General features: G+C 70.8%; 24 protein-coding genes and 1 riboswitch. Of the genes, 17 read left to right on the top strand and 7 right to left on the bottom strand.

What is annotated here, in order from left to right; translation table 11 throughout:
- Positions 1-29 precede the first annotated feature (29 nt).
- Positions 30-188: a hypothetical protein gene (locus tag KBY90_RS14440; RefSeq protein WP_396122605.1), complete on the bottom strand. Its 159-nt coding sequence runs from the start codon at positions 186-188 to the stop codon at positions 30-32.
- A 186-nt stretch (positions 189-374) separates the two neighbouring features.
- Here KBY90_RS14440 and KBY90_RS14435 point away from each other — a divergent pair, with 186 nt between their 5' ends.
- The 3 genes from KBY90_RS14435 to KBY90_RS14425 are packed head-to-tail and all read left to right on the top strand — an operon-like array spanning position 375 to position 2,342.
- Positions 375-728 (top strand): helix-turn-helix transcriptional regulator, encoded by a 354-nt coding sequence (locus KBY90_RS14435; protein ID WP_254969362.1) that lies wholly within the window; start codon positions 375-377, stop codon positions 726-728.
- 16 nt (positions 729-744) lie between these two features.
- Positions 745-1,770, top strand: a complete 1,026-nt coding sequence (arsB, locus tag KBY90_RS14430; RefSeq protein WP_254969361.1) for an ACR3 family arsenite efflux transporter — start codon at positions 745-747, stop codon at positions 1,768-1,770.
- Between the two features lie 35 nt (positions 1,771-1,805).
- A complete protein-coding gene (locus KBY90_RS14425) occupies positions 1,806-2,342 on the top strand; it encodes a GNAT family N-acetyltransferase (RefSeq protein WP_254969360.1) in 537 nt (178 codons plus the stop codon).
- Between the two features lie 12 nt (positions 2,343-2,354).
- Here KBY90_RS14425 and KBY90_RS14420 read toward each other — a convergent pair whose 3' ends face one another.
- From KBY90_RS14420 to KBY90_RS14405, 4 genes are read right to left on the bottom strand one after another with little or no spacing between them, the layout of a single operon-like run.
- Entirely contained in the window at positions 2,355-3,572 is a 1,218-nt protein-coding gene (locus KBY90_RS14420; protein ID WP_254969359.1) for a cation:proton antiporter, read from the bottom strand.
- 4 nt (positions 3,573-3,576) lie between these two features.
- Positions 3,577-5,271 carry a SulP family inorganic anion transporter gene (locus KBY90_RS14415; RefSeq protein ID WP_254969358.1) on the bottom strand — a complete coding sequence of 565 codons (1,695 nt, stop codon included), beginning with the start codon at positions 5,269-5,271 and terminating at the stop codon, positions 3,577-3,579.
- A gap of 39 nt (positions 5,272-5,310) precedes the next feature.
- Positions 5,311-7,059, bottom strand: a complete 1,749-nt coding sequence (locus KBY90_RS14410; RefSeq protein ID WP_254969357.1) for a SulP family inorganic anion transporter — start codon at positions 7,057-7,059, stop codon at positions 5,311-5,313.
- Between the two features lie 24 nt (positions 7,060-7,083).
- On the bottom strand, positions 7,084-8,670 hold the full coding sequence (locus KBY90_RS14405) for a SulP family inorganic anion transporter (protein ID WP_396122604.1): 1,587 nt from the start codon (positions 8,668-8,670) through the stop codon (positions 7,084-7,086).
- A 126-nt stretch (positions 8,671-8,796) separates the two neighbouring features.
- Here KBY90_RS14405 and KBY90_RS14400 point away from each other — a divergent pair, with 126 nt between their 5' ends.
- The 4 genes from KBY90_RS14400 to KBY90_RS14385 are packed head-to-tail and all read left to right on the top strand — an operon-like array spanning position 8,797 to position 11,947.
- Entirely contained in the window at positions 8,797-9,435 is a 639-nt protein-coding gene (locus KBY90_RS14400) for a Crp/Fnr family transcriptional regulator (RefSeq protein WP_254969355.1), read from the top strand.
- Complete coding sequence (locus KBY90_RS15115) at positions 9,432-10,118, top strand: response regulator transcription factor (protein ID WP_254969354.1); 687 nt, start codon at positions 9,432-9,434, stop codon at positions 10,116-10,118. The genes KBY90_RS14400 and KBY90_RS15115 overlap by 4 nt, the downstream gene beginning before the upstream one ends.
- A 43-nt stretch (positions 10,119-10,161) precedes the next feature.
- Complete coding sequence (locus KBY90_RS14390) at positions 10,162-10,854, top strand: response regulator transcription factor (RefSeq protein WP_254969353.1); 693 nt, start codon at positions 10,162-10,164, stop codon at positions 10,852-10,854.
- On the top strand, positions 10,847-11,947 hold the full coding sequence (locus KBY90_RS14385; RefSeq protein ID WP_254969352.1) for a cell wall metabolism sensor histidine kinase WalK: 1,101 nt from the start codon (positions 10,847-10,849) through the stop codon (positions 11,945-11,947). Before KBY90_RS14390 ends, KBY90_RS14385 begins: the two co-directional genes overlap by 8 nt.
- On the opposite strand, the gene KBY90_RS14380 is transcribed toward KBY90_RS14385, so the two are convergent.
- Together KBY90_RS14380 and KBY90_RS14375 are read right to left on the bottom strand one after the other, a co-directional pair.
- A complete protein-coding gene (locus tag KBY90_RS14380) occupies positions 11,944-12,165 on the bottom strand; it encodes an acetyltransferase (RefSeq protein WP_254969351.1) in 222 nt (73 codons plus the stop codon). The genes KBY90_RS14385 and KBY90_RS14380 overlap by 4 nt on opposite strands.
- A 40-nt stretch (positions 12,166-12,205) precedes the next feature.
- Positions 12,206-13,126 (bottom strand): phycobilisome rod-core linker polypeptide, encoded by a 921-nt coding sequence (locus KBY90_RS14375; protein ID WP_254969350.1) that lies wholly within the window; start codon positions 13,124-13,126, stop codon positions 12,206-12,208.
- A 251-nt stretch (positions 13,127-13,377) separates the two neighbouring features.
- Here KBY90_RS14375 and KBY90_RS14370 point away from each other — a divergent pair, with 251 nt between their 5' ends.
- The 10 genes from KBY90_RS14370 to KBY90_RS14325 form a co-directional block, all read left to right on the top strand.
- Positions 13,378-13,641, top strand: coding sequence for a hypothetical protein (locus tag KBY90_RS14370; protein ID WP_254969349.1), 264 nt, complete (start codon positions 13,378-13,380; stop codon positions 13,639-13,641).
- An 83-nt stretch (positions 13,642-13,724) separates the two neighbouring features.
- Positions 13,725-14,714: a cysteine synthase A gene (cysK, locus tag KBY90_RS14365; RefSeq protein WP_254969348.1), complete on the top strand. Its 990-nt coding sequence runs from the start codon at positions 13,725-13,727 to the stop codon at positions 14,712-14,714.
- Between the two features lie 34 nt (positions 14,715-14,748).
- The gene (locus tag KBY90_RS14360) at positions 14,749-15,471 is read left to right on the top strand and encodes a response regulator (protein ID WP_254969347.1); all 723 of its coding nucleotides are present in this window, start codon (positions 14,749-14,751) and stop codon (positions 15,469-15,471) included.
- Positions 15,452-16,735, top strand: a complete 1,284-nt coding sequence (locus KBY90_RS14355) for an ATP-binding protein (protein WP_254969346.1) — start codon at positions 15,452-15,454, stop codon at positions 16,733-16,735. The genes KBY90_RS14360 and KBY90_RS14355 overlap by 20 nt, the downstream gene beginning before the upstream one ends.
- 197 nt (positions 16,736-16,932) lie before the next feature.
- The gene (locus tag KBY90_RS14350; RefSeq protein ID WP_254969345.1) at positions 16,933-17,358 is read left to right on the top strand and encodes a hypothetical protein; all 426 of its coding nucleotides are present in this window, start codon (positions 16,933-16,935) and stop codon (positions 17,356-17,358) included.
- Positions 17,359-17,465: 107 nt separating this feature from the next.
- Positions 17,466-17,627, top strand: a complete 162-nt coding sequence (locus KBY90_RS14345; protein ID WP_254969344.1) for a hypothetical protein — start codon at positions 17,466-17,468, stop codon at positions 17,625-17,627.
- Between the two features lie 73 nt (positions 17,628-17,700).
- Positions 17,701-18,054 carry a helix-turn-helix transcriptional regulator gene (locus tag KBY90_RS14340; protein WP_254969343.1) on the top strand — a complete coding sequence of 118 codons (354 nt, stop codon included), beginning with the start codon at positions 17,701-17,703 and terminating at the stop codon, positions 18,052-18,054.
- 38 nt (positions 18,055-18,092) lie between these two features.
- Positions 18,093-19,136 carry a metallophosphoesterase gene (locus KBY90_RS14335; RefSeq protein WP_254969342.1) on the top strand — a complete coding sequence of 348 codons (1,044 nt, stop codon included), beginning with the start codon at positions 18,093-18,095 and terminating at the stop codon, positions 19,134-19,136.
- Positions 19,131-19,271: riboswitch (cobalamin riboswitch) on the top strand. Its footprint overlaps the gene before it by 6 nt.
- Positions 19,272-19,281: 10 nt before the next feature.
- Positions 19,282-19,938 (top strand): HupE/UreJ family protein, encoded by a 657-nt coding sequence (locus KBY90_RS14330; RefSeq protein WP_254969341.1) that lies wholly within the window; start codon positions 19,282-19,284, stop codon positions 19,936-19,938.
- A 307-nt stretch (positions 19,939-20,245) separates the two neighbouring features.
- The coding region (locus tag KBY90_RS14325) for an S-layer homology domain-containing protein (protein WP_254969340.1) at positions 20,246-20,525 on the top strand (280 nt) is incomplete at its 3' end.

Below are 20,525 nucleotides of genomic sequence, written 5' to 3'. Positions count from 1 at the left end.
AACAGCTGTTGATGGGTCTTATGAACGGGTTAAGGGGGCGGAGCCAGCCCCCGGGCGCCCGTGTCGCCACCGGTGGGGGTCATGCGGATCAGCTGGCCATCGGCCGCCAGTTCCAGCACCGCCTCCGGGTTGGCCTCGCACACAATGGCGAACTGCTCGGGCGTGAGCCGCAGCGTGGGCGGCAGCACCAGAGCGGCACCCTGCTCAGGTTGGTTGCCCAGCGCAGGCCGCGGTTTCGGTCGGGGTGGCGGCGGGGTTGGGGGTGGGGGTGGGGGCGATGGTCATCTCCCCAGCTGCGGTGGATCCGCAATCGAGGCAGAACAAACCGAGCGGCCTGGGCGATGCAGGGGCCCCGCACGCACCAACTAGATTTGATGGGTTGTTCGGAGCCGCCCGTGCCTCTCGCCCCCTCGCTGGCGCCTGCGGCGCTGGATCCGGATCAGGCCCGCCAGCTGCTCAAGGCCCTGGCCGATCCGATCCGGCTGCAGGTGATCGAGGCCCTCGGCGGCGGCGAGCGCTGCGTGTGCGAACTCACCGCCGAGCTGGGGCTGGCCCAGTCGAAGCTGTCGTTTCACCTCAAGGTGCTCAAGGAAGCCGGCCTGCTCGCCGATCGCCAGAGCGGGCGCTGGGTCTACTACCAGCTGCAGCCGCAAGCCCTGGAACGCCTGCGGGGCTGGCTGGCTGAGTTGGCCGCCGGCTGCACCGCTCCCGCCACCCCCTGCTGCTGAGCAAGGCGCAACCGCAATGGGCATCTTTGAGCGATTCCTGAGCCTGTGGGTGGCCCTGGCCATAGCCGCCGGCCTGCTGCTGGGCCAGGCCTTCCCCGGCCTGTTCAGCCTGCTGGCGGGCATCGAGGTGGCCCGGATCAATCTCGTGATCGCGGTGCTGATCTGGCTGATGATCGTCCCGATGATGCTGGCCGTCGACTTCGGCGCCGTCGGCCGGATCGGCCGCAACCCCCAGCCGCTGCTGGTGACGGTGGGGATGAACTGGCTGGTGAAGCCCTTCACTATGGCCCTCCTGGCCTGGTGGTTCATCCGCGGCATCTTCGCGGCCTGGATCCCGCCGGAGCTGGGCGATGAACTGATCGCCGGCATGATCCTGCTGGGGGTGGCCCCCTGCACGGCGATGGTGTTCGTGTGGAGCCGGCTCTGCCGCGGCAACCCCACCTACACCCTGGTGCAGGTGGCCGTGAACGACCTGATCATGGTGGTGGCCTTCGCCCCCATCGCCGCCCTGCTGCTGGGGGTGAGCCAGGTGGTGGTGCCCTGGGACACCCTGCAGCTCTCGGTGGGCCTGTTCGTGGTGATTCCCCTGGCCGCGGGCTGGCTCACCCGCCGCTTCCTGGCCAGCGAAAGCGCCATCGAGCGGCTGGAGACCGCGCTCAAGCCCTGGGCGGTGGTGGGCCTGCTGGCCACGGTGACGCTGCTGTTCGGCTTCCAGGCCGGCACCATCGCCGCCAACCCCGGACTGATCGTGCTGGTGGCGATCCCGCTGATCCTGCAGACCGTGCTGATCTTCCTGCTCACCGCCCTGGGCATGCGCGCCTGCCGCCAGCCCCACGACGTGGCGGCCCCGGGCGCCCTGATCGGCGCCTCCAACTTCTTCGAGCTGGCGGTGGCGGTGGCCATCAGCCTGTTCGGCGTGCGCTCCGGCGCCGCCCTGGCGACCGTGGTGGGGGTGCTGGTGGAGGTGCCGGTGATGCTGGCCCTGGTGGCGATCGCCAACCGCAGCCGGCGGCTGTTTCCCTACGGACCTGGGCCGGGATGATCGGGACAACGCCCGGGGGCCGGGACCAGGACAGCGTGCGGCTGGCAACCTGCGGCCGGGACGACGCAGCCGAGTTCCAGCGGCTGTTCATCACTACCTTCACCGCCTCTGAAGGTGAGGCCGAGGGCAGGCTGATCGGTGCCCTGGTGGGCGATCTGATCAACGGCACTGACAGCCAGGATCGCCACTGCTTCATGGCCACCCAGGACGATCGGATCGTCGGCGGCATCGTCGTCTCGCGGCTCCGCTTCGAGAGCGGCACCGACGCCTTCCTCATGGCGCCTGTGGCGGTGCTGCCGGACGTGCAGCGCCGGGGCATCGGCCAGCGCCTGATCCGGTTCGGCCTGGAGGCTCTGGCGCGGCAGGGCGTGGAGCTGGTGCTCACCTACGGCGATCCGCGCTTCTATTCCCAGGTGGGCTTTCAGCCCACCACCACGGCGGTGATCCCGTCGCCCCTGCCACTGCAGCGGCCCGAGGGCTGGCTGGCGCAGTCGCTCACGGGGCAGGCGCTTCAGCCGATCCAGGGCCCCTCCTGCTGTGTGGCGGCGCTGCGCAAACCCGAGCTGTGGTAGCCCGCCCGGCACTCAGCGCGGTGCGGCCGCCTCCAGCCGCAGCACCCGCGGCGCGAGCAGGGCGCTCAGCCAGGCCCCCAGCGGTGCCGTGACCACGATGCTCAGCACCGCCACCGCCAGGATCAGCTCGCCCGGCCCCGTGGGCAGCCCGGCGGCCTGCAGGGTCATCAGCGGCGCGGCGCCGATGGCCGCCTGCACCGTGGCCTTGGGCAGGTAGGCCACGGTCACGAACAGGCGCTCGCCGGCCGTGAAGTCGCTGCGGCTCAGGCAGAGCAGGGTGCCGATCGAGCGCGCCACCAGGCCCAGGGCGAGCACCGCCAGACCCGCCAGACCGCTGCGCCAGGCGACCGCCACGTTCAGCTGGGCCCCCACCAGGGTGAACAGCACCAGCTCGGCGAACACCCAGATCGAAGCCAGCCTGGCGGCGATCGGCTGCGCCAGGTCTTCGCGCAGCTCCAGGATCACCACCCCCAGGGCGATCGCCGCCACCAGGCCGGTGAACGGCACCAGCCCGTTGATGCGCTCCTGCAGGCGCAGCAGCAGCAGCGACAGGGCCAGGATCAGCAGCACCTGGCGGTTGGCCTGGGGCCGGAAGCGGGCGATCCAGCGGATCAGCAGCCAGCCCAGGGCCGCGCCGGCGGCGGCGCCCAGGGCCAGTCCCAGCGGCAGGCGGATCAGCTGGGCCGGCAGAGCGCCAGCCTGCTGCACCAGCAGCCCCAGGAGCACGCCGTTCACCACGATCACGGCGATGTCGTCCAGGGAGGCGGCGGCCATCACCATCTGCGGGATGGCCCGCGCCGTGCCGCGCTTCTCCTCGATCAGGCGCAGCATCAGCGGCACCACCACCGCCGGCGACACCGCAGCGATGACGCTGCCCAGCAGCGCCGCCTCCAGCGTGCTCAGCCCCAGCAGCGGCGGCGCCACCAGCGTGATCATCAGGCCCTCGCAGGCGGCCGGCATCCAGGCCAGCAGCAGCACCCGCCGCCCCACCTGCCGCAGCGCGGCCAGGTTGAGCCCGAACCCCACCCGCAGCAGGATCACCACCAGGGCCATCTGGCGCAGATCGCCGCTGAGGGCCAGCAGCCGGGGATCGAGCAGGCCCAGTCCCGACTGGCCCAGCGCCACCCCCACCAGCAGCATGCCGATCAGCCCCGGCACCCCCAGCCGCCGGAACAGACCGTCGGCCAGGAGTCCCAGGATCAGCAGCTCGGCCAGTCCGAACCAGCCCATGGCTTCAGGCGGCCTTGGCGAGCTGGCTGGAGCAGGCCTGCAGGGCTGAGAGCCGGTCCACCATGAAGGCCACGCCCAGGATCCGGTCCACACCCAGCCGGTTGAGGCGCTCCACGGGCTGACTGCGGTCGCTCACGATGATCACCTGGCGCTGCTGGTCGCGGCAGTCCAGGCAGATCGTTTCGATCGCCAGGGCGGCCGTCACCCCCAGCAGGGGCACCTCGCTGAGGTCCAGCACCAGGGTGTGAAAGTCATCCACGCTGCTGAGCTGCTGGGAGAGAAACTTGCCGGCGCCGAAACTCAGCGGCCCGGCCAGCTGCATCACCAGCACGTCCCTGCCGCAACCCAGGAGCAGCCGCGATTCCTGGGGGCTGAGGTCATGCTGGCCAGCGTCGAGGTCGACGTGCCCCTGCAGGCGCCGCATCTGCTCGCGCTGCAGGTCGTTCTGACGCTTGATCGTGAGGATGTTGGCCAGAAACACCCCCACCACCACGGCGGTGATCAGATCCCAGAACACCGTGAGGATCAGCACCAGCCACATCAGGCCCGTGGTCTTCCACGACAGCAGCGGCGCCCGGAAGATGAAATTCCAGTCGATGATGTCCAGCCCCACCCGCAGCAGGATGCCCGCCAGCACCGCCTGGGGAATGGGGCTGGCCAGGGGACCCGCCCCGAGCGTGATCACCAGCAGCACCAGGGCATGGACCATGCCGGAAAGGGGCGTGCGCCCCCCCGCCTGCACGTTGGTGACGGTGCGCATTGTGGCGCCTGCACCCGGCAGACCACCCACCAGACCGGCGGCGATGTTGCCGATGCCCTGCCCGATCAGCTCCTTGTCGGAATCATGGTGGGTGCGGGTGACGTTGTCGGCCACCAGGGAGGTGAGCAGCGAATCGATCGCCCCAAGCACCGCCAGGGTGAGGGCGAAACCGGCCAGGGTGCGCAGGTCGCCGAGGCTGAGGCGTGGCAGCACCAACTGCGGCAGTCCGGCCGGCATCGCCCCCAGCCGCGGCACGGCATCGGCCGGCAGCAGCAGGACCGAGGCCAGGGTGATCAGCACCAGGGCCGCCAGCGGCGCCGGCAGCACGGTGTTCCAGCGCCTCGGATAGAGCATCACCAGCGCAAAGGTCGCCAGCCCCAGGGCCAGGGCGGTGGGATTGGTCTGGCTGATCGCGCCGGGAAGCCCGGCGACGATGGTGGCCACCGATCCGGACAGCTTCACCCCCAGCAGCGGCGGCACCTCCAGCACGATGATGATCACGCCGATCCCGCTCATGAAGCCGGAGATCACCGTGTAGGGCATCATCGTGATGTACTGCCCCAGCTTCATCAGGCCGAACAGCACCTGAAAGCCGCCGGCGAGCACCACCACCGTGAAGGCCATCGCCAGCCCCGCCTCCGGCCCGTAGCGCCCCACCAGCAGGGTCACCACGGTGGTCATGATCACCGTCATCGGGCCGGTGGGACCGCTCACCTGGGTGGGGGTGCCGCCGAACAGGGCGGCAAGGAAACCCAGGCTGACGGCCCCGTAGAGGCCGGCGATGGCACCGGCTCCGGAGGCCACACCGAAGGCCAGGGCCAGGGGCAGGGCCACCACCGCCGCGGTCACGCCGCCGGTGAGGTCACCCTTCCAGTGGCGGATCAGGTGGCTGATCCGCGGGGCGAGCCGCTCACGGAGCCGCTGGTCACCTCCTGGCATGCTCCCGAGGCTCCGACGCGGTTCCGCTCCGATTGTGGATCAGGCGGGGCAATCGGTCTGGAGCTCCGGCTGCGGCGCATCTGCTGCCGGCAGAGCCGCCACTGCATGCATCAGGGCCTGATGGCGGGTGAGGTCGGTGTGGTCGTCCGGCAGCTTCTCGAACAGCCGGAACTCCTCCAGCCGCTGGCGGGTGGTGCCCTGGGCGCCCACCACATAGACGTTGCGGCCCGCCTCGATCGCCTCCTCCACGGCGTTCTCGATCGCCAGGGCGGCCGTGAGGCCCAGATGGAACACCGCGGAGAGATCGAAGATCACCGCGTCGCAGTCGCCGATGGCGTTGTGCTCCCGGTTGATGGTCTTGGCCACGCCGAAGATCATGGCGCCGTTGAGCTGAAACAGCAGCACGCGCCCCCTGGCCTGATCGAGCAGCTCACGCTCCTGGACGCTGAGGTCAGCGGCGCGATCATCGGCCTCGTTGCCGGTGCTGATCGTCTGCACCGCGCCGGCCTGCCTGCGGTTCAGCGTATCGATGGTGAGGATGTTGGCGATGAAGACGCCCACCCCCACCGCCACCATCAGATCCACCAGCACCGTGAGCGCGGTCACCACATAGGTGATCAAGGCGCCCCGGCGCGAGAGCCGGGGCACCCGGGCCAGAAAGCCCCAGTCGACGATGCCGAATCCCACCTGGAACACGATCGCCGCCAGCACGGCCAGGGGGATCCGGGAGGCCAGTCCGGAGCCGCCCAGGATCACCAGCGCCAGGATCAGCGCCCGCAGGATCCCCGACAGCCCCGTGCGCCCACCGGCCTGGATGTTCACCACCGTGGCGGTGGTGGCCCCTGATCCCGGCAGGGCGCCGAACAGGCCGGCGGCGATGTTGGCCAGGCCCTGGCCCACCAGCTCCTTGTTCGACCTGTGCTCCATGCGCGTGAGGCTGTCGGACACCAGGCAGGTGAGCAGGCAGTCGATCGAGCCCAGCAGCCCCAGCAGGGCCGCGTTCACCAGCACCAGCTGCAGCACATCGGGGGGGATGGCAGGCAGGGTGAAGTGCGGCAGGCCACTGGGAATGGTGCCGATGCGCCGCAGCTCCACCCCCGGGAAGGCCAGCAGGGACAGGCTCGTGCCGACGATCAGGGCGAACAGGGGCACCGGCAGGAAGCGCCGCACCGCGGCAGGCGTGAACCCCAGCACCCCGAGGGTGATCAGGGCCAGCAGGGAGTCCATCGGCCGGATTCCCTGCAGCAGCTCCGGCAGGCCGCCCAGCGTGCCGAGCACGCCGCCGGGGGGCGCGGGCTCCCCGAGCAGCGGCGCGATCTGCAGGATCATCAGGATCGTGCCGACCCCACTCATGAACCCCGAGATCACCGTGTAGGGCATCTGGGTGATGTAGTCGCCCAGGCGCAACAGCCCGTAGAGGATCTGGAAGACGCCGGCGACCATCACCACCGTGAAGGCCACGGCCAGGGCCTGGGCCGGATCCTCGAGCCGGCCGCTGAGCGTGGCCAGCACCGCGGTGAACACCACCGTCATCGGCCCGGTGGGCTCGGAGATCAGCGCGGGAGTGCCGCCGAACAGGGCGGCGACCAGGCCGATGATCGCCGCCGACCAGAGGCCGGCAACGGGGCCCGCCCCCGAGGCCACACCGAAGGCGAGGGCCATGGGCAGGGCGACCACGGCGGCGGTGAGGCCACCGAACAGGTCACCGCGGCCGCTCTCCCCGCCGATGACGTTGAGGATGCCGGAGCCGGCGGGTCCAGGCGGCGTGCCGGGGGCGGGGGAAACCATGGACGGGGTGGAGAACGGCAGGCCTCAGAACACGGCGGAACCGGCCTCGCCGGAACGATCGCGGCCGGCGCCGATCACCAGGGCAGGACTCTCACTGATCCGCTGGAACAGATCCAGGCTCTCAGGGTTGAGATGCAGCACCTTCACATCGGATCCGGCCTGGGCGAGCTTGCGGATCACCTGGTCCAGGGCGCGCATGCCGGTCTGGTCCCAGATGTGGGCCTGGCCCATGTCGATGGTGACGCGGGCCGGGTGGGCGTGCTCCCTGAAACCGGCCAGGAAATACACCGTGCTCACGAAGAACAGCTGACCACGCACGGCGTAATGGAGGTGATCCTCCGCCAGCCAGGTGGCATCCACCGCGATCACCTTGGCCACCTTGCGGCTGAACAGGATCCCGGCCAGGGCCACCCCCACCAGCACCGCGATCGCCAGGTTGCGGGTGAGCACGGCCAGCAGCAGCGTGAGCAGCATCACCGCCGTGTCGCCCTTGGGGATCCGGCGCACCTGGCGGAACGACTCCCAGTTCACGGTGCTGATCGACACCATGATCATCACCGCCACCAGGGCCGCCATGGGGATGCGCACCAGCCACTCCCGCAGGGAGATCACCAGCACCAGCAGCCCCACGCCGGCGGTGAGGGTGGAGAGGCGATGGCGACCGCCCGACTCGATGTTGATCACGGTCTGGCCGATCATGCCGGCACCGGCCATGCCGCCGAACAGGCCGGCGGTGATGTTGGCGATGCCCTGGGCCCTGGCCTCGGCGTCGTAGTCGGCATCCTCATCCAGCAGGTCCTCCACCACGCTGGCGGTGAGGAACGACTGCAGCAGGCCCACGAAGGAGATCGCCAGGGCGGTGGGAAGGATGATGCCGAGGGTGTCGAAGGAACCGAACACCTCGGGAATCCGCAGGGCCGGCAGGCTGCTGGGCAGCTCCCCGAGATCCCCCACCCGCGGCACCGGCAGCTGCCAGGCCTCGGCGATCGCACTGATCGTGATGATCGCCACCAGGGTGGAGGGCACCACCTTCGTGAGACGGGGCAGGCCGTAGATGATCACCAGACCCAGGGCCACCAGGCCCCACACGATCGGCCAGCTCACGGCTTCCACGCCCACCAGCGCCGAGGGCGTGTCGCGTCCCGGCTGCCCCAGTCCCATCTGCGGCAGCTGGGCCATGAAGATCAGCACACCGATGGAATTCACGAAGCCCACGATCACCGCCCGGGGCACGAAGCGCATCTGCCTGGCCAGCCGCAGCAACCCCCAGAGGATCTGAAAGACGCCGGCCAGGATGCAGGCGGCCAGGAGATGGGAGAGGCCATGGGCCTGCATCAGGCCGCCCATGAGCAGGGCCGTTCCCGCCGTGCAGGCGGACACCATGGCGGGCCGCCCGCCCAGCACGGCCACCACGATCAGGATGCAGATCGATCCGAACAGCGCCACCCGCGGATCCACCCCGGCCACGATCGAGAAGGCGATGGCCTCGGGAATGACACCGAGGGCCACCACGATTCCCGCCAGCAGTTCGGAGGGAATGGCACGGGCCTGAGGAACGAGGGTCCAGGCTTTCGGCACAGCGGCTCGCAGGGGGCCTGGGCATCGTGCCATCGGCGGCCGCCCATCCCCGCGGACGACCCGGCGCTAACCAACTCTTAAACCAGCCGCTACCGGACCTTTGCCTGGCGTGCCGGGGATGTCCATAGGTTGAGGCCGCAGAACCGGATCCAGACCGTCATGGTGTTCACACCGTCCCTGGAAGCCTCCTACCGGGACAGTTTCCGGGATCTGCTCGAAACCAGCTTCGAGAAGCGCAGCCTGGTGCACCTCAGCGCCGGCAGCACCGTCCCCCTGCTCAAGCGCAGCGTCTGGATGGTGATCCGGGGCATGGTGAAACTGAGCGCCATCTCCCTCCAGGGCGACGAACTGCTGCTGGGCCTCGCCGGCCCCAACGAACCCTTCGGCGAACCGCTCAGCAACGTGCAGGCCTACGAGGCCCGCACCCTCAATGACACCGACCTGCTCTGCCTGAGCTGCGAGGACCTGGCGGGCTCCCCCGATCTGGCCATCGCCCTGCTGCAGGGCATGGCGGCGCGCTACCGCCAGAGCGAGGCCATGCTGGCGCTGCTGGGACTGCGGCGCATCGAGGAGCGGGTGCGAGGCTTTCTCGAACTGCTGGCCAATGACTACGGCCAGCCCTGCGATCAGGGCCTGCGCCTGAACGTGAAGCTCACCCACCAGGAGCTGGCCAGCGCCCTGAGCACCACCCGGGTCACGGTGACCCGGGTGCTCGGCGCCCTGCGCGAGGAAGGCTGGCTGTCCATCGATTCCCAGCGCCGGCTGGTGATCGCCCATCAACCGCTGCAGCGCCGGTGAGCCGGCAGCAGCCTCCGCGGCTGCTGCTGCTGGCCCAGGACGACGCCGACGACCCCCTCGAACCTCACCTGGCGACAGGGGGCTTCCTGGTGGAGCGGTGCCTGGCCCCGGAGACGGCGGAGGAGCTTCTCGGCAGTGACCCGCGCCTCGATCTGATGGTGGTGACCCGCGAACTCTCCGAGGATCAGCTGCGCGGGCTGTGCGCCGCTGCCGCCGCCGTGAATCCTCCCGTGCCGTTGCTGCTGCTCAGCAGCCGGGAACCGGTGCGGGCCCTGGAAGCGGGCGCCGACGCCGTGCTGCCGCCCCCCCATGGCCACGCCGAAGTGCTGGCGCGCTGCCGTGCGCTGGTGCGGCGGCGGCAGCTGCTCAGGCCCCAGTCCACGGTGCTGCGCTGCGGTCCCATCGCGATGGTGGTGGAGGAGCACGAGGTGCGGCGCGACGGCCGGCCGGTGAAGCTCTCGCCGCGGGAATTCAGGCTGCTTCGCTTCCTGCTGGAGCACCAGCGTCGGATCTGGCACCGGGAGGAACTACTGCGCCTGGTGTGGGGCGAATGCGAGGGGCCGGCGCTCGACCCCAAGACGGTGGATGTGCACATCCGCTGGCTGCGGCTCAAGCTCGAGGACGATCCGGCCAGGCCCCGGCTGATCTGCACCGTGCGCGGCAGGGGGTACCGCCTTGGCTGAGGGGCTCTTCTGGGGCGGCTCCCTGACCCATCAGAATGGGTCCATGCAACCGAGGCTGCTGGTCGTCGAAGACGACGACACCATCCGCGAGACCATCCGCGACGCCCTGGCGCTCGAGGGCTTCGACGTGACGGCCTGCGGCAACGGCCGCGATGCCCTCCAGTTTGTCCAGCGCGCCGGCGAGGAGGAGGCCTTCGCCCTGGTGGTGCTCGACCTGATGCTGCCCGGCCTGGGCGGTCTGGACGTGTGCCGCCAGCTGCGCGGGGGCGACAACCACACCCCGATCCTGGTGGTGAGTGCCCGCGACAGCGAGACCGACCGCGTGCTGGGGCTGGAGGTGGGGGCCGACGACTACCTCACCAAGCCCTTCGGCATGCGCGAACTGGTGGCGCGCTGCCGGGCGCTGCTGCGCCGCACCACCAACCCCGTGGCCACCACCAAGGTGCTGGAGCACGCCAACCTGCGTCTCTTCCAGGATGAGTGCCGGGTCACGCGCAACGGCTGCGAGGTGAACCTCTCGCCCAAGGAATATCGGCTGCTGGAGCTGTTCATGCAGCACCCTCGCCGGGTGTGGAGCCGCGAGAAGCTGCTCGAGCAGGTGTGGGGGGTGGACTTCTTCGGCGACAGCAAGACCGTGGACGTGCACATCCGCTGGCTGCGGGAGAAGCTGGAGGTGAACCCCTCGGCGCCGGAGCACCTGATCACCGTGCGCGGCTTCGGCTACCGCTTTGGCTGACCTGCGCCGCCCGCCGCGCCGCCGCTGGGCCCCGTGGACCACGACGGCGCGCAGACCCGAGGAGCAGAGCTTCCCCAGCGCCACGCAGCTGCTCAGCTGGATCAACTCCTCACCGGTGGGCTGGGTGCTGCTCGCCCCCGGTGACCGGGTGCGCCATCTCAACACCCGCGCCGGGCGGATCCTGGGGCTGAAGGCGGGCCGCCACCTGGAGGGCCGCACCCTGGCGGATCTGTGTCCGGACGCCAACCTGCTCAGCAGCGTGGCGATGGCCCGGCGGCAGGACCGTCCCCAGCGGCTGGAGTGGCACTTCGACCATCAGGACTTCGACGTGATGGTGGTGCCCGCCGCTGACGGCTGGATCGGCGTGCAGCTGCAGAGCCGCCGCTCCCTGGAGGCCCAGCTGGAGCAGCAGGAGCGCTGGGTGAGCGATGTGGCCCACGAGCTCAAGACCCCCCTCACCGCCCTGCTGCTGGTGGGCGACAGCCTGGCCGCCCAGGCCGATGAGCGCAATGCCCGGCTGGTGGAACGGCTGCAGCGGGAGCTGCTGCGCCTGCAGGAGCTGGTGAACGACCTGCTGGAGCTGTCGCGGCTGGAGAACACGGTGCCGGGCCGCGGCCTGCAGCGCACGCCGGTGGATCTGCGCGCGCTGGTGGACCAGGTGTGGGCCGGCCTTCGGCCCCTGGCGGAGCAGCGGGGCGTGGGCCTGGCCGTGCAGGACGACGACGCCATCACCCTCCAGGCCGACGCCTCACGCCTGCACCGGGCCCTGCTCAACCTGATCGACAACGCCGTTCGATACAGCCCCGACGGCAGCAGCGTGGAGGTGTCGATCACCAGCCATGCCGGCTGGTGCCAGGTGAGCGTGCGCGATCACGGTCCCGGCCTGAGCCGGGAGGATCTGCAGCACATGTTCGAGCGCTTCTACCGGGGTGATCCCTCGCGGGTGCGCAGCCAGCGCACCGGCAGCGGCCTGGGCCTCTCGATCGTGCAGCAGATCGCGGTGACCCACGGTGGGCGGATCCAGGCCAGCAACCACCCGGAGGGTGGCGCGCTGATGGATCTGCTGTTGCCCACCGTGGGCCTGGCGGCCTAGGCGTTCGACTCCGCGTAGTGGGGATCCACCCAGCAGCGGGGCAGGTCCTCGCCGGAGGGGAAGAACAGGTTGACCTTGGCAAGGGCCTGAGGATCCTGCAGTTCCTCACCGGCGTGGATGCGGGCCTCCACCCGGCTGGCGAAGGGATCGAACAGCTGCTTGAGGTCGAGCACCTCCACCAGGCTGGAGTCGTCGTCGTGGCGGATTTTCAGAAACATGGCGGTGCGCTCCTGTGGGGAACTCCCTTCAGTCTGCGGCTCAGCTGACCCGCACCTCCACCACCCGGCCGCCCAGCCGTCCAACCCGTTGCAGGGCTTCGTTCATGCGGGTGAAGGGCACCCGGATCACGGTTTCGGCGGTGCGCGAATAGGCGTTGTCGGCCACGCCGGTGACCAGAATCGTCACCAGGCGGCCGCTGGCCCCGTCGCTGCTGCGGGTGCCCGCCATCACCGGCAGCCCCGCCACCCGGTCGCTGCGGTCGCTGTTGAACACGGCCACGCTGGTGCCCAGCTCGCCGTCGTACACCCCCGTGCCGATGGCGGAGCGGAAGAAGGCCGGCCCGGAGCTGGGGGGGTTGACGGCGATCGGACGGTTGGTGTGCACCACCTTGTTGAGGCGCGACTGCACCCCGGCCGCATCCCCCTTCACGGAGGCGGCGGCGCCGCGGGCGAGCTGCATGAGCCAGGAGAACTGCCGGCCCTCATGGCCCTTGGAGTAATCCCAGCCGTGGATGTAGGGCACCACGTCCTGGCCGAAGCGCTCCTGATACTCGTCACTGTCGAGGTAGGAGTCGATCTCGGCGTCGTAGCCCTGCTCCTGCAGGATGGTGAAGTGGTGCAGCATCTCGGCGCCGTTCTGGGGGGCGCGGCCGAGCAGGTGCTTGAAGTTCAGCTCGATGAAGCGGTAGGGGTTGCAGTTCTCGAAGAAGCGGGCCTTGTAGAGACCGCTCTTGGCCACCTGACGCACGAACTCGCGCACCGTGAGATCGCCGTTGCGGAACAGCGACTCAAGGCCGTCGAGCCGTTCGCTCTTCATCAGGTACTGATGCCCCAGCACCTGCTGATACACGGCGCGGATGATCGTGTTGCGGTCCTCGCTCGAGGCCTGGGCCCAGTTTTCCTTGTCACGGTCGTTGGCGTAGCGCTCGATGCCAAGAACCGGAGCTTTGAGCAGAGCCATGGGAAGGGTTGCGGGGGGTTGGGCAAGGGAGAGCGGCTGGACACAAGCCGAAGCCACCGCAGCCGCCCGGTGAAATTACGGGCGTTGCGCGGTGGATCCATGGGGGTTTCATCGAATGTTTCGCTTCCGATGAAGAGACATGAAGCGGGCGCCGGACCGGCGATCAGGCAGCCCCCCGCAGGAGGGGCCTCCAGACCGCCCGGCGCCCCATCTCCACCGGGGCTAGGGTTCGATCAGCCCTCCCCTCGACCATGCACTTCTGGGCCCCGGAGATCGATCCCTCCCACCCGATGGACTGCACCCAGGCGGAGCGCTACGCCATCCAGCGGCTGGACAACCAGGCCTACCTCGCCCTGCAGGGCAGCGACGAACACCTCAGTGACGTGAGCAGCCCCGACCAGGCCTACCTCTTCCACACCCACGAGGCGGCCCTGCGGGCGGCACAGGAGCTCAACCACAGCGGCCGCGGGCCGGTGGACGTCGTGAAGATCGAATGGGAGCCGGCCCAGTCCTGAACCCTGCCCAGTCCTGAACGCGGTGCGGTGCCGACCCCGTCCTTAGGCTGGGCCCTGCCCGGCGCGTGACGAGGCGAGCGACGATGACCATCTACGCCGACAACAGCCTCAGCATCGGCCGCACCCCCCTGGTGCGCCTGCAGCGGGTGACGCGGGGCTGCGGAGCCCGGGTGCTCGCCAAGATCGAGGGCCGCAACCCCGCCTATTCGGTGAAATGCCGCATCGGCGCGGCGATGATCTGGCAGGCCGAGAAGGATGGGCTGCTGGGTCCCGGCAAGGAGCTGATCGAGCCCACCAGCGGCAACACCGGCATCGCCCTGGCGTTCGTGGCCGCCTCCCGGGGCATTCCGCTCACCCTCACGATGCCGGAGACGATGAGCCTGGAGCGGCGCAAGCTGCTCACCGCCTACGGGGCCCGGCTGCTGCTCACCGAGGGCAGCCTGGGCATGCCCGGTGCCATCGGCGCCGCCCGGGAGCTGGCCGCCTCCGATCCGGATCGCTACGTGCTGCTGCAGCAGTTCGCCAACCCCGCCAACCCCCAGATCCACCACGACACCACCGGCCCGGAGATCTGGGACGACACCGAGGGCCGGATCGACGCGCTGGTGGCGGGCGTGGGCACCGGTGGCACGATCACCGGCGTCAGCCGCTACATCAAGCGCACCCTCGGCAAGCCGCTGGTGTCGGTGGCGGTGGAGCCGGCCAACAGCCCGGTGATCTCCCAGACCCGCGCCGGCGAGGAACTCCGGCCCGGGCCGCACAAGATCCAGGGGATCGGCGCCGGCTTCGTGCCGGCCAACCTCGATCTCGATCTGGTGGACCGCGTGGAGACGGTGAGCGACGCCGAGGCGGTGGCCATGGCCCGCCGGCTGATGAAGGAGGAGGGGATTCTCGCCGGGATCTCCTGCGGTGCCGCCACCGTCGCGGCCCTGCGCCTGGCGGCCGAACCGGCCTACGCGGACCGGACGATCGTGGTGGTGCTGCCCGATTCGGGCGAGCGCTACCTGAGCTCGGTGCTGTTCGAGGGGGTGTTCGACGCCAGCGGCATGGCCCCGGTGCCGCTGGCGGGCTGAGCGCCTGCCGGCTGCCGCCCCTGCCGCCCGCCCGATGGCGCATCCGCACCGCATCTGGGTCGTCGACGACGACCCCGAACTCCGCCAGATGCTGGCCACCTACCTGGGCGAGCAGGGCTACGAGGTGCGCTGCCTGGTGGATGCACGCCAGCTCCAGAGCCGGCTGCAAAGCCAGCGGCCCGACCTGGTGGTGCTCGACCTGATGCTGCCCGGAGACGACGGCCTCACGGCGCTGCGGCGACTGCGCGACGGCGGCGACGACCTGCCGGTGCTGATGCTCACGGGCCGGGGCGAGGCGGTGGACCGGATCATCGGGCTCGAGCAGGGCGCCGATGACTACCTCGCCAAACCCTTCCTGCCCCGCGAACTCACCGCCCGCATCGAGGCGGTGCTGCGGCGCCGGGCCAGCCTGCCGGCGGCAGCCCCGCTCGACCGGGAGGCCATGATCGCGTTCGGCGCCTGGCGCCTCGACCCCAACAACCGCAGCCTGGAGCGCGACGGGGTGCCGGTGGCGATCACCAGCGGGGAATTCAGTCTGCTGCTGGCCCTCGCCCGGCATCCCCACCGCCCCCTGTCGCGGGAGCGCCTGATCGAGCTGGCGCGCGGTCCCTTGAGCGAAACCGACACCCGCAGCATGGATGTGCAGGTGTCGCGGCTGCGCCGGCTGGTGGAGGAGACGCCCTCCCAGCCGCGCTTCATCCAGACCGTGTGGGGCTACGGCTACGTGTTCGTTCCCGATGGCCGGCCCCGGGGCTGACCGCCGGCGCTGGCTGAGGCTGCTGGGCTATGGCGCCTGCGGCCTGGCCCTGTGGCTGCTCAGTCTCCTGCTGATCCAGGCGCTGCTGGGGCGCCGCATCGTCGGGGCACGGATGAGCCAGCTGGGCTCGGAGGTGGCCTTCAGCCTGAGGCTCGGGGAGCTGGCGCTGGAGCGCTACACGATGGAGGCGGTGGCCGAGCTCAGCGGGCTGCAGCTGGCCAGCCGACCGCCGCCCGCCTCGCTGCGCGGACGGCGCCAGGCCGCCGCCCTGAGGGCCGAACTGTGCGACCGGCTGGGCTACTGCCGGGAGGTGGTGGCGGCGGACAACCAGCTCTGGGTGGAGATGGCATCGGCGCTGGAGCCGGTGTGGATGGCCGCGCCGCTGCCCAGGGCGAGGGCCTGGCCGCCCGATCCCCTGCCGCTGACGCTGTCCCTGGTGGCCGCCGGCCTCGGCCTGAGCACCCTGGTGCTGAGCCTGGAGGTGAGGCGGCCGCTGGGCCTGCTGGAGACATCCCTGCAGCAGCTCGGGTACGGCCGCGATCCTCAGCCGGTGCCGCCGCGCGGGGCTGCACCGGTGCGCCGGCTCACCGCCCGCTTCAACACGATGCTCGCCCAGCTGGAGCAGGCCCGGCGGGAGCGGGAAACGATGCTGGCCGGGATCGGCCACGACCTCAGCAGCCCGCTCACCCGCCTGCGGCTGCGGCTGCACCTGGCGGAATCGACGCCGATGGGGGCCGCTGACGCCGCCAAGGCCCTGGCCGATCTGGATGCCCTGGAACGCATCACCGCCCAGTTCATGGCCTTCGCCAGGGGACAGACCGACGAGGCCGCGGTGGAGCTCGACCTGCAGGCGTTCCTGGCCGAGGTGGCCGGGCAGTGCGGCCTGGAGCCGCTGGCGCTGCAGCTGGAGCCCCTGCGGGCCCGGGTGCGGGCCACGGGCCTGGCCCGGGCGGTGGCCAACCTGCTGGACAATGCCCGCAGCCATGGCGCGGCGCCCTTCCGGCTGAGTCTGCGGGCCTGGAACGGCGACGGGTTCGAGATCGAGGTGGCCGACGCCGGGCCGGGGCTCGACCAGCGGCTCTGGATCCAGGCCCTGGAGCCGTTCCGCCGCCTCGACGCCGCCCGTGGCGGCAGCGGCCACTGCGGCCTGGGACTGGCGATCGCCGAACGGGTGGCCCGTGCCCATCAGGGCTCCCTGCACTGCCGGCGCGACGACGCGGGTTTCACGGTGCTGCTGCGCGGCCGTTCCCTGGGGGAGGCCTGAGCGCGGGCCGGGCCGACGGCGGCGGGCGAAGCCCCGGAAAGATCTGGTCACAACTTCGCGCCGGGCATATGCAACTGGGTCAGATGCCCCCAGGACGATGGGGACCGTGGTGATCGATCCCCCGCGGCCCCGGGCCGTGCGGCCGGTCGTCCCCTCGCCATCCCCTCGTGCCGGTCGCTCCGATCGGCGTCCTTGCCATGACCACCCTCGCCCCGTCACGCCGCGGCCGCACCCTGGCCACCGCCCTGGGCTCGGGCCTGAGCCTCGCCCTGCTGGCCCTGGCCACCGCCCTGCCGGGCCTGGCCCAGGACTCGGCCCCCCAGCGCCTCACCCCGGACCAGCAGCAGCGCATCTTTCCCGAGCGGCGCACGCAGCTGCTGCGCCACCACAAGGAACGCATTCAGACGCTGCAGAAGAGTGAGCGCTGCATCAACGCCGCCCGCGACACCGCCGCCCTGAACGGCTGCCTGCAGGAGGAGCGCCGCGAGAACCAGGCCCAGCGCCAGAAGCACCGCGAGGCCATGCGCAGCATCTACCAGCGCAACGGCATCGAGGTGCCGGTGGGTGGACCCGGCGGCCGCGGCGGTGGCGCCGGCGGCGGCAAGGGACGGCGGGCCATGTGACCAGCCAGCCTGGGCGGCCGCCAGGGGGGCCCATGAAGGCTGATGGCGGCGGCCTGGGCAGACCCTTGCGGGCTGCCTAGGTTGCGGGCAGCCCCTCCCAATCAGCCATGCACACCCACGATCTGGAGAACCACGACAACCTCTACGCCGATGAGATCGCGGCCGTGATCGGTGAAACGCCGGCCGACGCCCGCTCCCATGCCCTCTGGGCCGCAGCCCTGATCGCCGCCATGGTGGTGGGCCTGGGCGTGGCGCTCACGGTGCTCTGAAGCCGGTCTGCGAAGCCAGCCCCGATCCGGGCCCATAATGCGCTGACAGGCATAAAGAGCAGTCCGCACTCCCATGGGCCCTTCCGGCGCGAACCCCCTCAGCTCCCAGCCCAGCCCCCAGCTGCTCGACGAGCTCAGCCAGTTCTTCCGCCTGCTCAGTGAACCGGCCCGGCTGCAACTGCTCTGCCACCTCAAGCAGGGCCCCATGGACGTGGCCTCGCTGATCGAGGCCACCGGCTTTTCCCAGTCGCACATCAGCCGCCAGCTGGGCCAGCTGCAGCGGGCCGGCCTGGTGGGCTGCCGCCGTGACGGGGTGCGGCTCATCTACGAGGCCGAGGACCAGCTGGTGCATGATCTCTGCGCCCTGGTGCAGACGCGGCTGAAGCAGCGTCTGGAAACCCAGCTGCGCGAGCTGGAGGCGGTCTGAACCCGGGCCGACACCACCGCCCGATCCCACACCAGCGCATGTCCCTCTCCCGCCGGCAGTTTCTGGAGCTGGGCGCTGCCGGTGCGAGCGCCCTGCTGACCGTCGGCTGGTGGCGGCAGGCTGCGGCGGCTCCGCTGCCCCCCCGGGGCGACGTGCGCCTGGCCTTGATCAGCGACCTCAACGCCAGCTACGGCTCCACCAACTACATCCCCCAGGTGCACCGCGGCGTGCAGCTGCTGCAGGCGCTGCGACCCGACCTGGTGCTCTGCGGCGGCGACATGGTGGCGGGCCAGAAACTCGGCCTCGGCAGCGGCCACCTCGATGCGATGTGGGCCAGCTTCGAGCGGCAGGTGCTGCAGCCCGTGCTGCGCGGCAGCGGCGGCTTCGCGCCGACCATGGGCAACCACGACGCCTCCAGCAGCCGCGGCCCCGGCGGGTTCACCTTCGCCCTCGATCGGGAGCGGGCCGGCCACTTCTGGCGGGCCCGCCAGCAGCGCCTGGGCCTGGAGCTGGTAGACGCCGCCCGGTTCCCGTTCCGCTACAGCCTGCGCCGGGGGCCGGTGTTCCTGGTGGTGCTCGACGCCTCCTCCGCCAGCGTGCCGGCCGAGGACTGGGCCTGGGCCCGCAGCCAGCTGAGCGGCGCAGCCGCCCGGCAGGCCCGGCTGCGCCTGGTGATGGGACACCTGCCGCCCTATGGCGTGGGCCTGGGTCGCGACCGGCCCGGCGAGGTGCTGCACCAGCCGGAGCAGCTGCGTCAGCTGATGGCGGCCACCGGCTGCCACCTCTACGTGAGCGGCCACCACCACGCCTACTTCCCGGGGGTGAGCGGCGGCATGAACCTGCTCAGCCTCGGGGCGATGGGCAGCGGGCCCCGGCGGCGCCTGAACGATGCCACCCCCCCCGAGCAGACGCTCACGGTGCTGGATCTGTTCGAGCAGCGGGGCGAGGTGGTGGAGACCACGCTGGAGCTCAACACCCTGCAGGTGGTGCGGCCGGCGTCCCTGCCCCTGGCACTGCAGCCCAGCACCGGCCCCCGGCTGCAGCGGCGGGAACTGCCCCTGAAACTGGCCGCACCCACGTAAGCTCAGCCCACTGGTTTCAGCAGGGAACAGCTGCTGAAGGAAACGGGGAAAGACCGGTGCGAATCCGGCGCTGTCCCGCAGCTGTGAACCCCGGATGGGGAAGTCAGAACGCCCGCCAGCGTCTTCATTCGACGAGGATCGATCCTTGACTCACCGCACCTCTCCTGCGGCTGGCGCCGCAGGCCTCCTGGGTCGGGCGGCCCTGGCGCTCGGCGGCTCCCTCGCCCTGGCGAGCGTGCTGCAGCCCAGCGCCGCCCTGGCCCACCACCCCTTCGAGATGGCCGAGGGCGCCGCCCTCAGCCCCTGGATGGGTTTCGTGAGCGGCCTGGGCCACCCCCTGCTGGGACCCGACCATCTTCTGTTTCTGCTCGCCATCGGTTTCGTGGGCCTGCGTCGCCCCCTGGCCTGGGTGCTGCCGCTGCTGGCCGCCGGCCTGCTGGGCAGCGCCCTGGCCCAGGCGCTGCCTCTGAGCGCATCCGTGGCGCCCTTCGCCGAGGCCCTGGTGGCGCTCACCCTGGCGCTGGCCGGACTGGTGGCGCTGGGCAGGGTGCCGGCGGCGCTGCTGCTGCCGGCGATCGCCCTGCACGGCTACCTGCTGGGAGGGATGGTCGTCGGCGCTGAACCCACGCCCCTACTCACGTACATGCTCGGCCTGTTCATCGCCCAGGGGGCCCTGCTGCTGCTGGTGGCCGCCGGGTCGCGGGCCCTGCTGGAGGCCGTTCAGGACAACGGGCGGCGCCTGCTGGCCGGCATCTGGATCGGCATCGGCGCCGCCTTCGCCTGGTCGACGCTGGTGCCCTGAGGCAGTCCGCCGGGAAGCATCGATCACATCCCCAGGTTCAATCAGGGCAGGACGCAGCCCAGCCGCTGTCGCCGCCACTGCAACCGAGGGATTGCTGCCCATCGTGGTGTCTGTCGTCGTCGTGCCGATGGCCACGAGATCGCTGAACGGGCGGAACCGCTGAAGGCGAAGCCAGCGCCTGCACCCTCCCCCTGCAGGAGGGCGACTTCAGGCACCTGCTTGCATGAACAGACTCTGGAATGATTCCCGTTTTCATTTCTGCTACCGTCGCAGCGCTCGTGCCTCCCCCGTCGTTTTCCTGCTTCCGATGAATCCCAGGCAACACCGGCCAGCAGCTCCACAGACCCTCGGACTGATCGCCGTTCTGGTGGCAGGGCACGCCGGGGCCGCCGCCGCCCCGCTGAGTCCTGCGGACACGCCTGCACTCAACCTCGCCGCCATCGAGCAGTACGCCGGCCCGGCGCTCAGCGGCGAGCAGGTCACCAGCATCTCCCAGTTCTCCGACGTGCGGCCCACCGACTGGGCCTACCAGGCGCTCTCCAACCTGATCGAGCGCTACGGCTGCGTGGCCGGCTACCCCGACGGCA

The sequence above is a fragment of the Cyanobium sp. CH-040 genome, assembly GCF_024346135.1.
Lineage (GTDB): Bacteria > Cyanobacteriota > Cyanobacteriia > PCC-6307 > Cyanobiaceae > NIES-981.
This window is presented reverse-complemented; position numbering and strand designations above follow the sequence as displayed.

Excerpts from the sequence above, each read along its gene's own strand:
- KBY90_RS14435 (WP_254969362.1), top strand. The coding sequence starts at position 375 with ATGGGTTGTTCGGAGCCGCCCGTGCCTCTCGCCCCCTCGCTGGCGCCT.
- arsB (WP_254969361.1), top strand. The coding sequence starts at position 745 with ATGGGCATCTTTGAGCGATTCCTGAGCCTGTGGGTGGCCCTGGCCATA.
- KBY90_RS14420 (WP_254969359.1), bottom strand. The coding sequence starts at position 3,572 with ATGGGCTGGTTCGGACTGGCCGAGCTGCTGATCCTGGGACTCCTGGCC.
- KBY90_RS14415 (WP_254969358.1), bottom strand. The coding sequence starts at position 5,271 with ATGCCAGGAGGTGACCAGCGGCTCCGTGAGCGGCTCGCCCCGCGGATC.
- KBY90_RS14410 (WP_254969357.1), bottom strand. The coding sequence starts at position 7,059 with ATGGTTTCCCCCGCCCCCGGCACGCCGCCTGGACCCGCCGGCTCCGGC.
- KBY90_RS14405 (WP_396122604.1), bottom strand. The coding sequence starts at position 8,670 with ATGGCACGATGCCCAGGCCCCCTGCGAGCCGCTGTGCCGAAAGCCTGG.
- KBY90_RS14400 (WP_254969355.1), top strand. The coding sequence starts at position 8,797 with ATGGTGTTCACACCGTCCCTGGAAGCCTCCTACCGGGACAGTTTCCGG.
- KBY90_RS14390 (WP_254969353.1), top strand. The coding sequence starts at position 10,162 with ATGCAACCGAGGCTGCTGGTCGTCGAAGACGACGACACCATCCGCGAG.
- KBY90_RS14380 (WP_254969351.1), bottom strand. The coding sequence starts at position 12,165 with ATGTTTCTGAAAATCCGCCACGACGACGACTCCAGCCTGGTGGAGGTG.
- KBY90_RS14375 (WP_254969350.1), bottom strand. The coding sequence starts at position 13,126 with ATGGCTCTGCTCAAAGCTCCGGTTCTTGGCATCGAGCGCTACGCCAAC.
- KBY90_RS14370 (WP_254969349.1), top strand. The coding sequence starts at position 13,378 with ATGCACTTCTGGGCCCCGGAGATCGATCCCTCCCACCCGATGGACTGC.
- cysK (WP_254969348.1), top strand. The coding sequence starts at position 13,725 with ATGACCATCTACGCCGACAACAGCCTCAGCATCGGCCGCACCCCCCTG.
- KBY90_RS14360 (WP_254969347.1), top strand. The coding sequence starts at position 14,749 with ATGGCGCATCCGCACCGCATCTGGGTCGTCGACGACGACCCCGAACTC.
- KBY90_RS14355 (WP_254969346.1), top strand. The coding sequence starts at position 15,452 with ATGGCCGGCCCCGGGGCTGACCGCCGGCGCTGGCTGAGGCTGCTGGGC.
- KBY90_RS14350 (WP_254969345.1), top strand. The coding sequence starts at position 16,933 with ATGACCACCCTCGCCCCGTCACGCCGCGGCCGCACCCTGGCCACCGCC.
- KBY90_RS14345 (WP_254969344.1), top strand. The coding sequence starts at position 17,466 with ATGCACACCCACGATCTGGAGAACCACGACAACCTCTACGCCGATGAG.
- KBY90_RS14340 (WP_254969343.1), top strand. The coding sequence starts at position 17,701 with ATGGGCCCTTCCGGCGCGAACCCCCTCAGCTCCCAGCCCAGCCCCCAG.
- KBY90_RS14335 (WP_254969342.1), top strand. The coding sequence starts at position 18,093 with ATGTCCCTCTCCCGCCGGCAGTTTCTGGAGCTGGGCGCTGCCGGTGCG.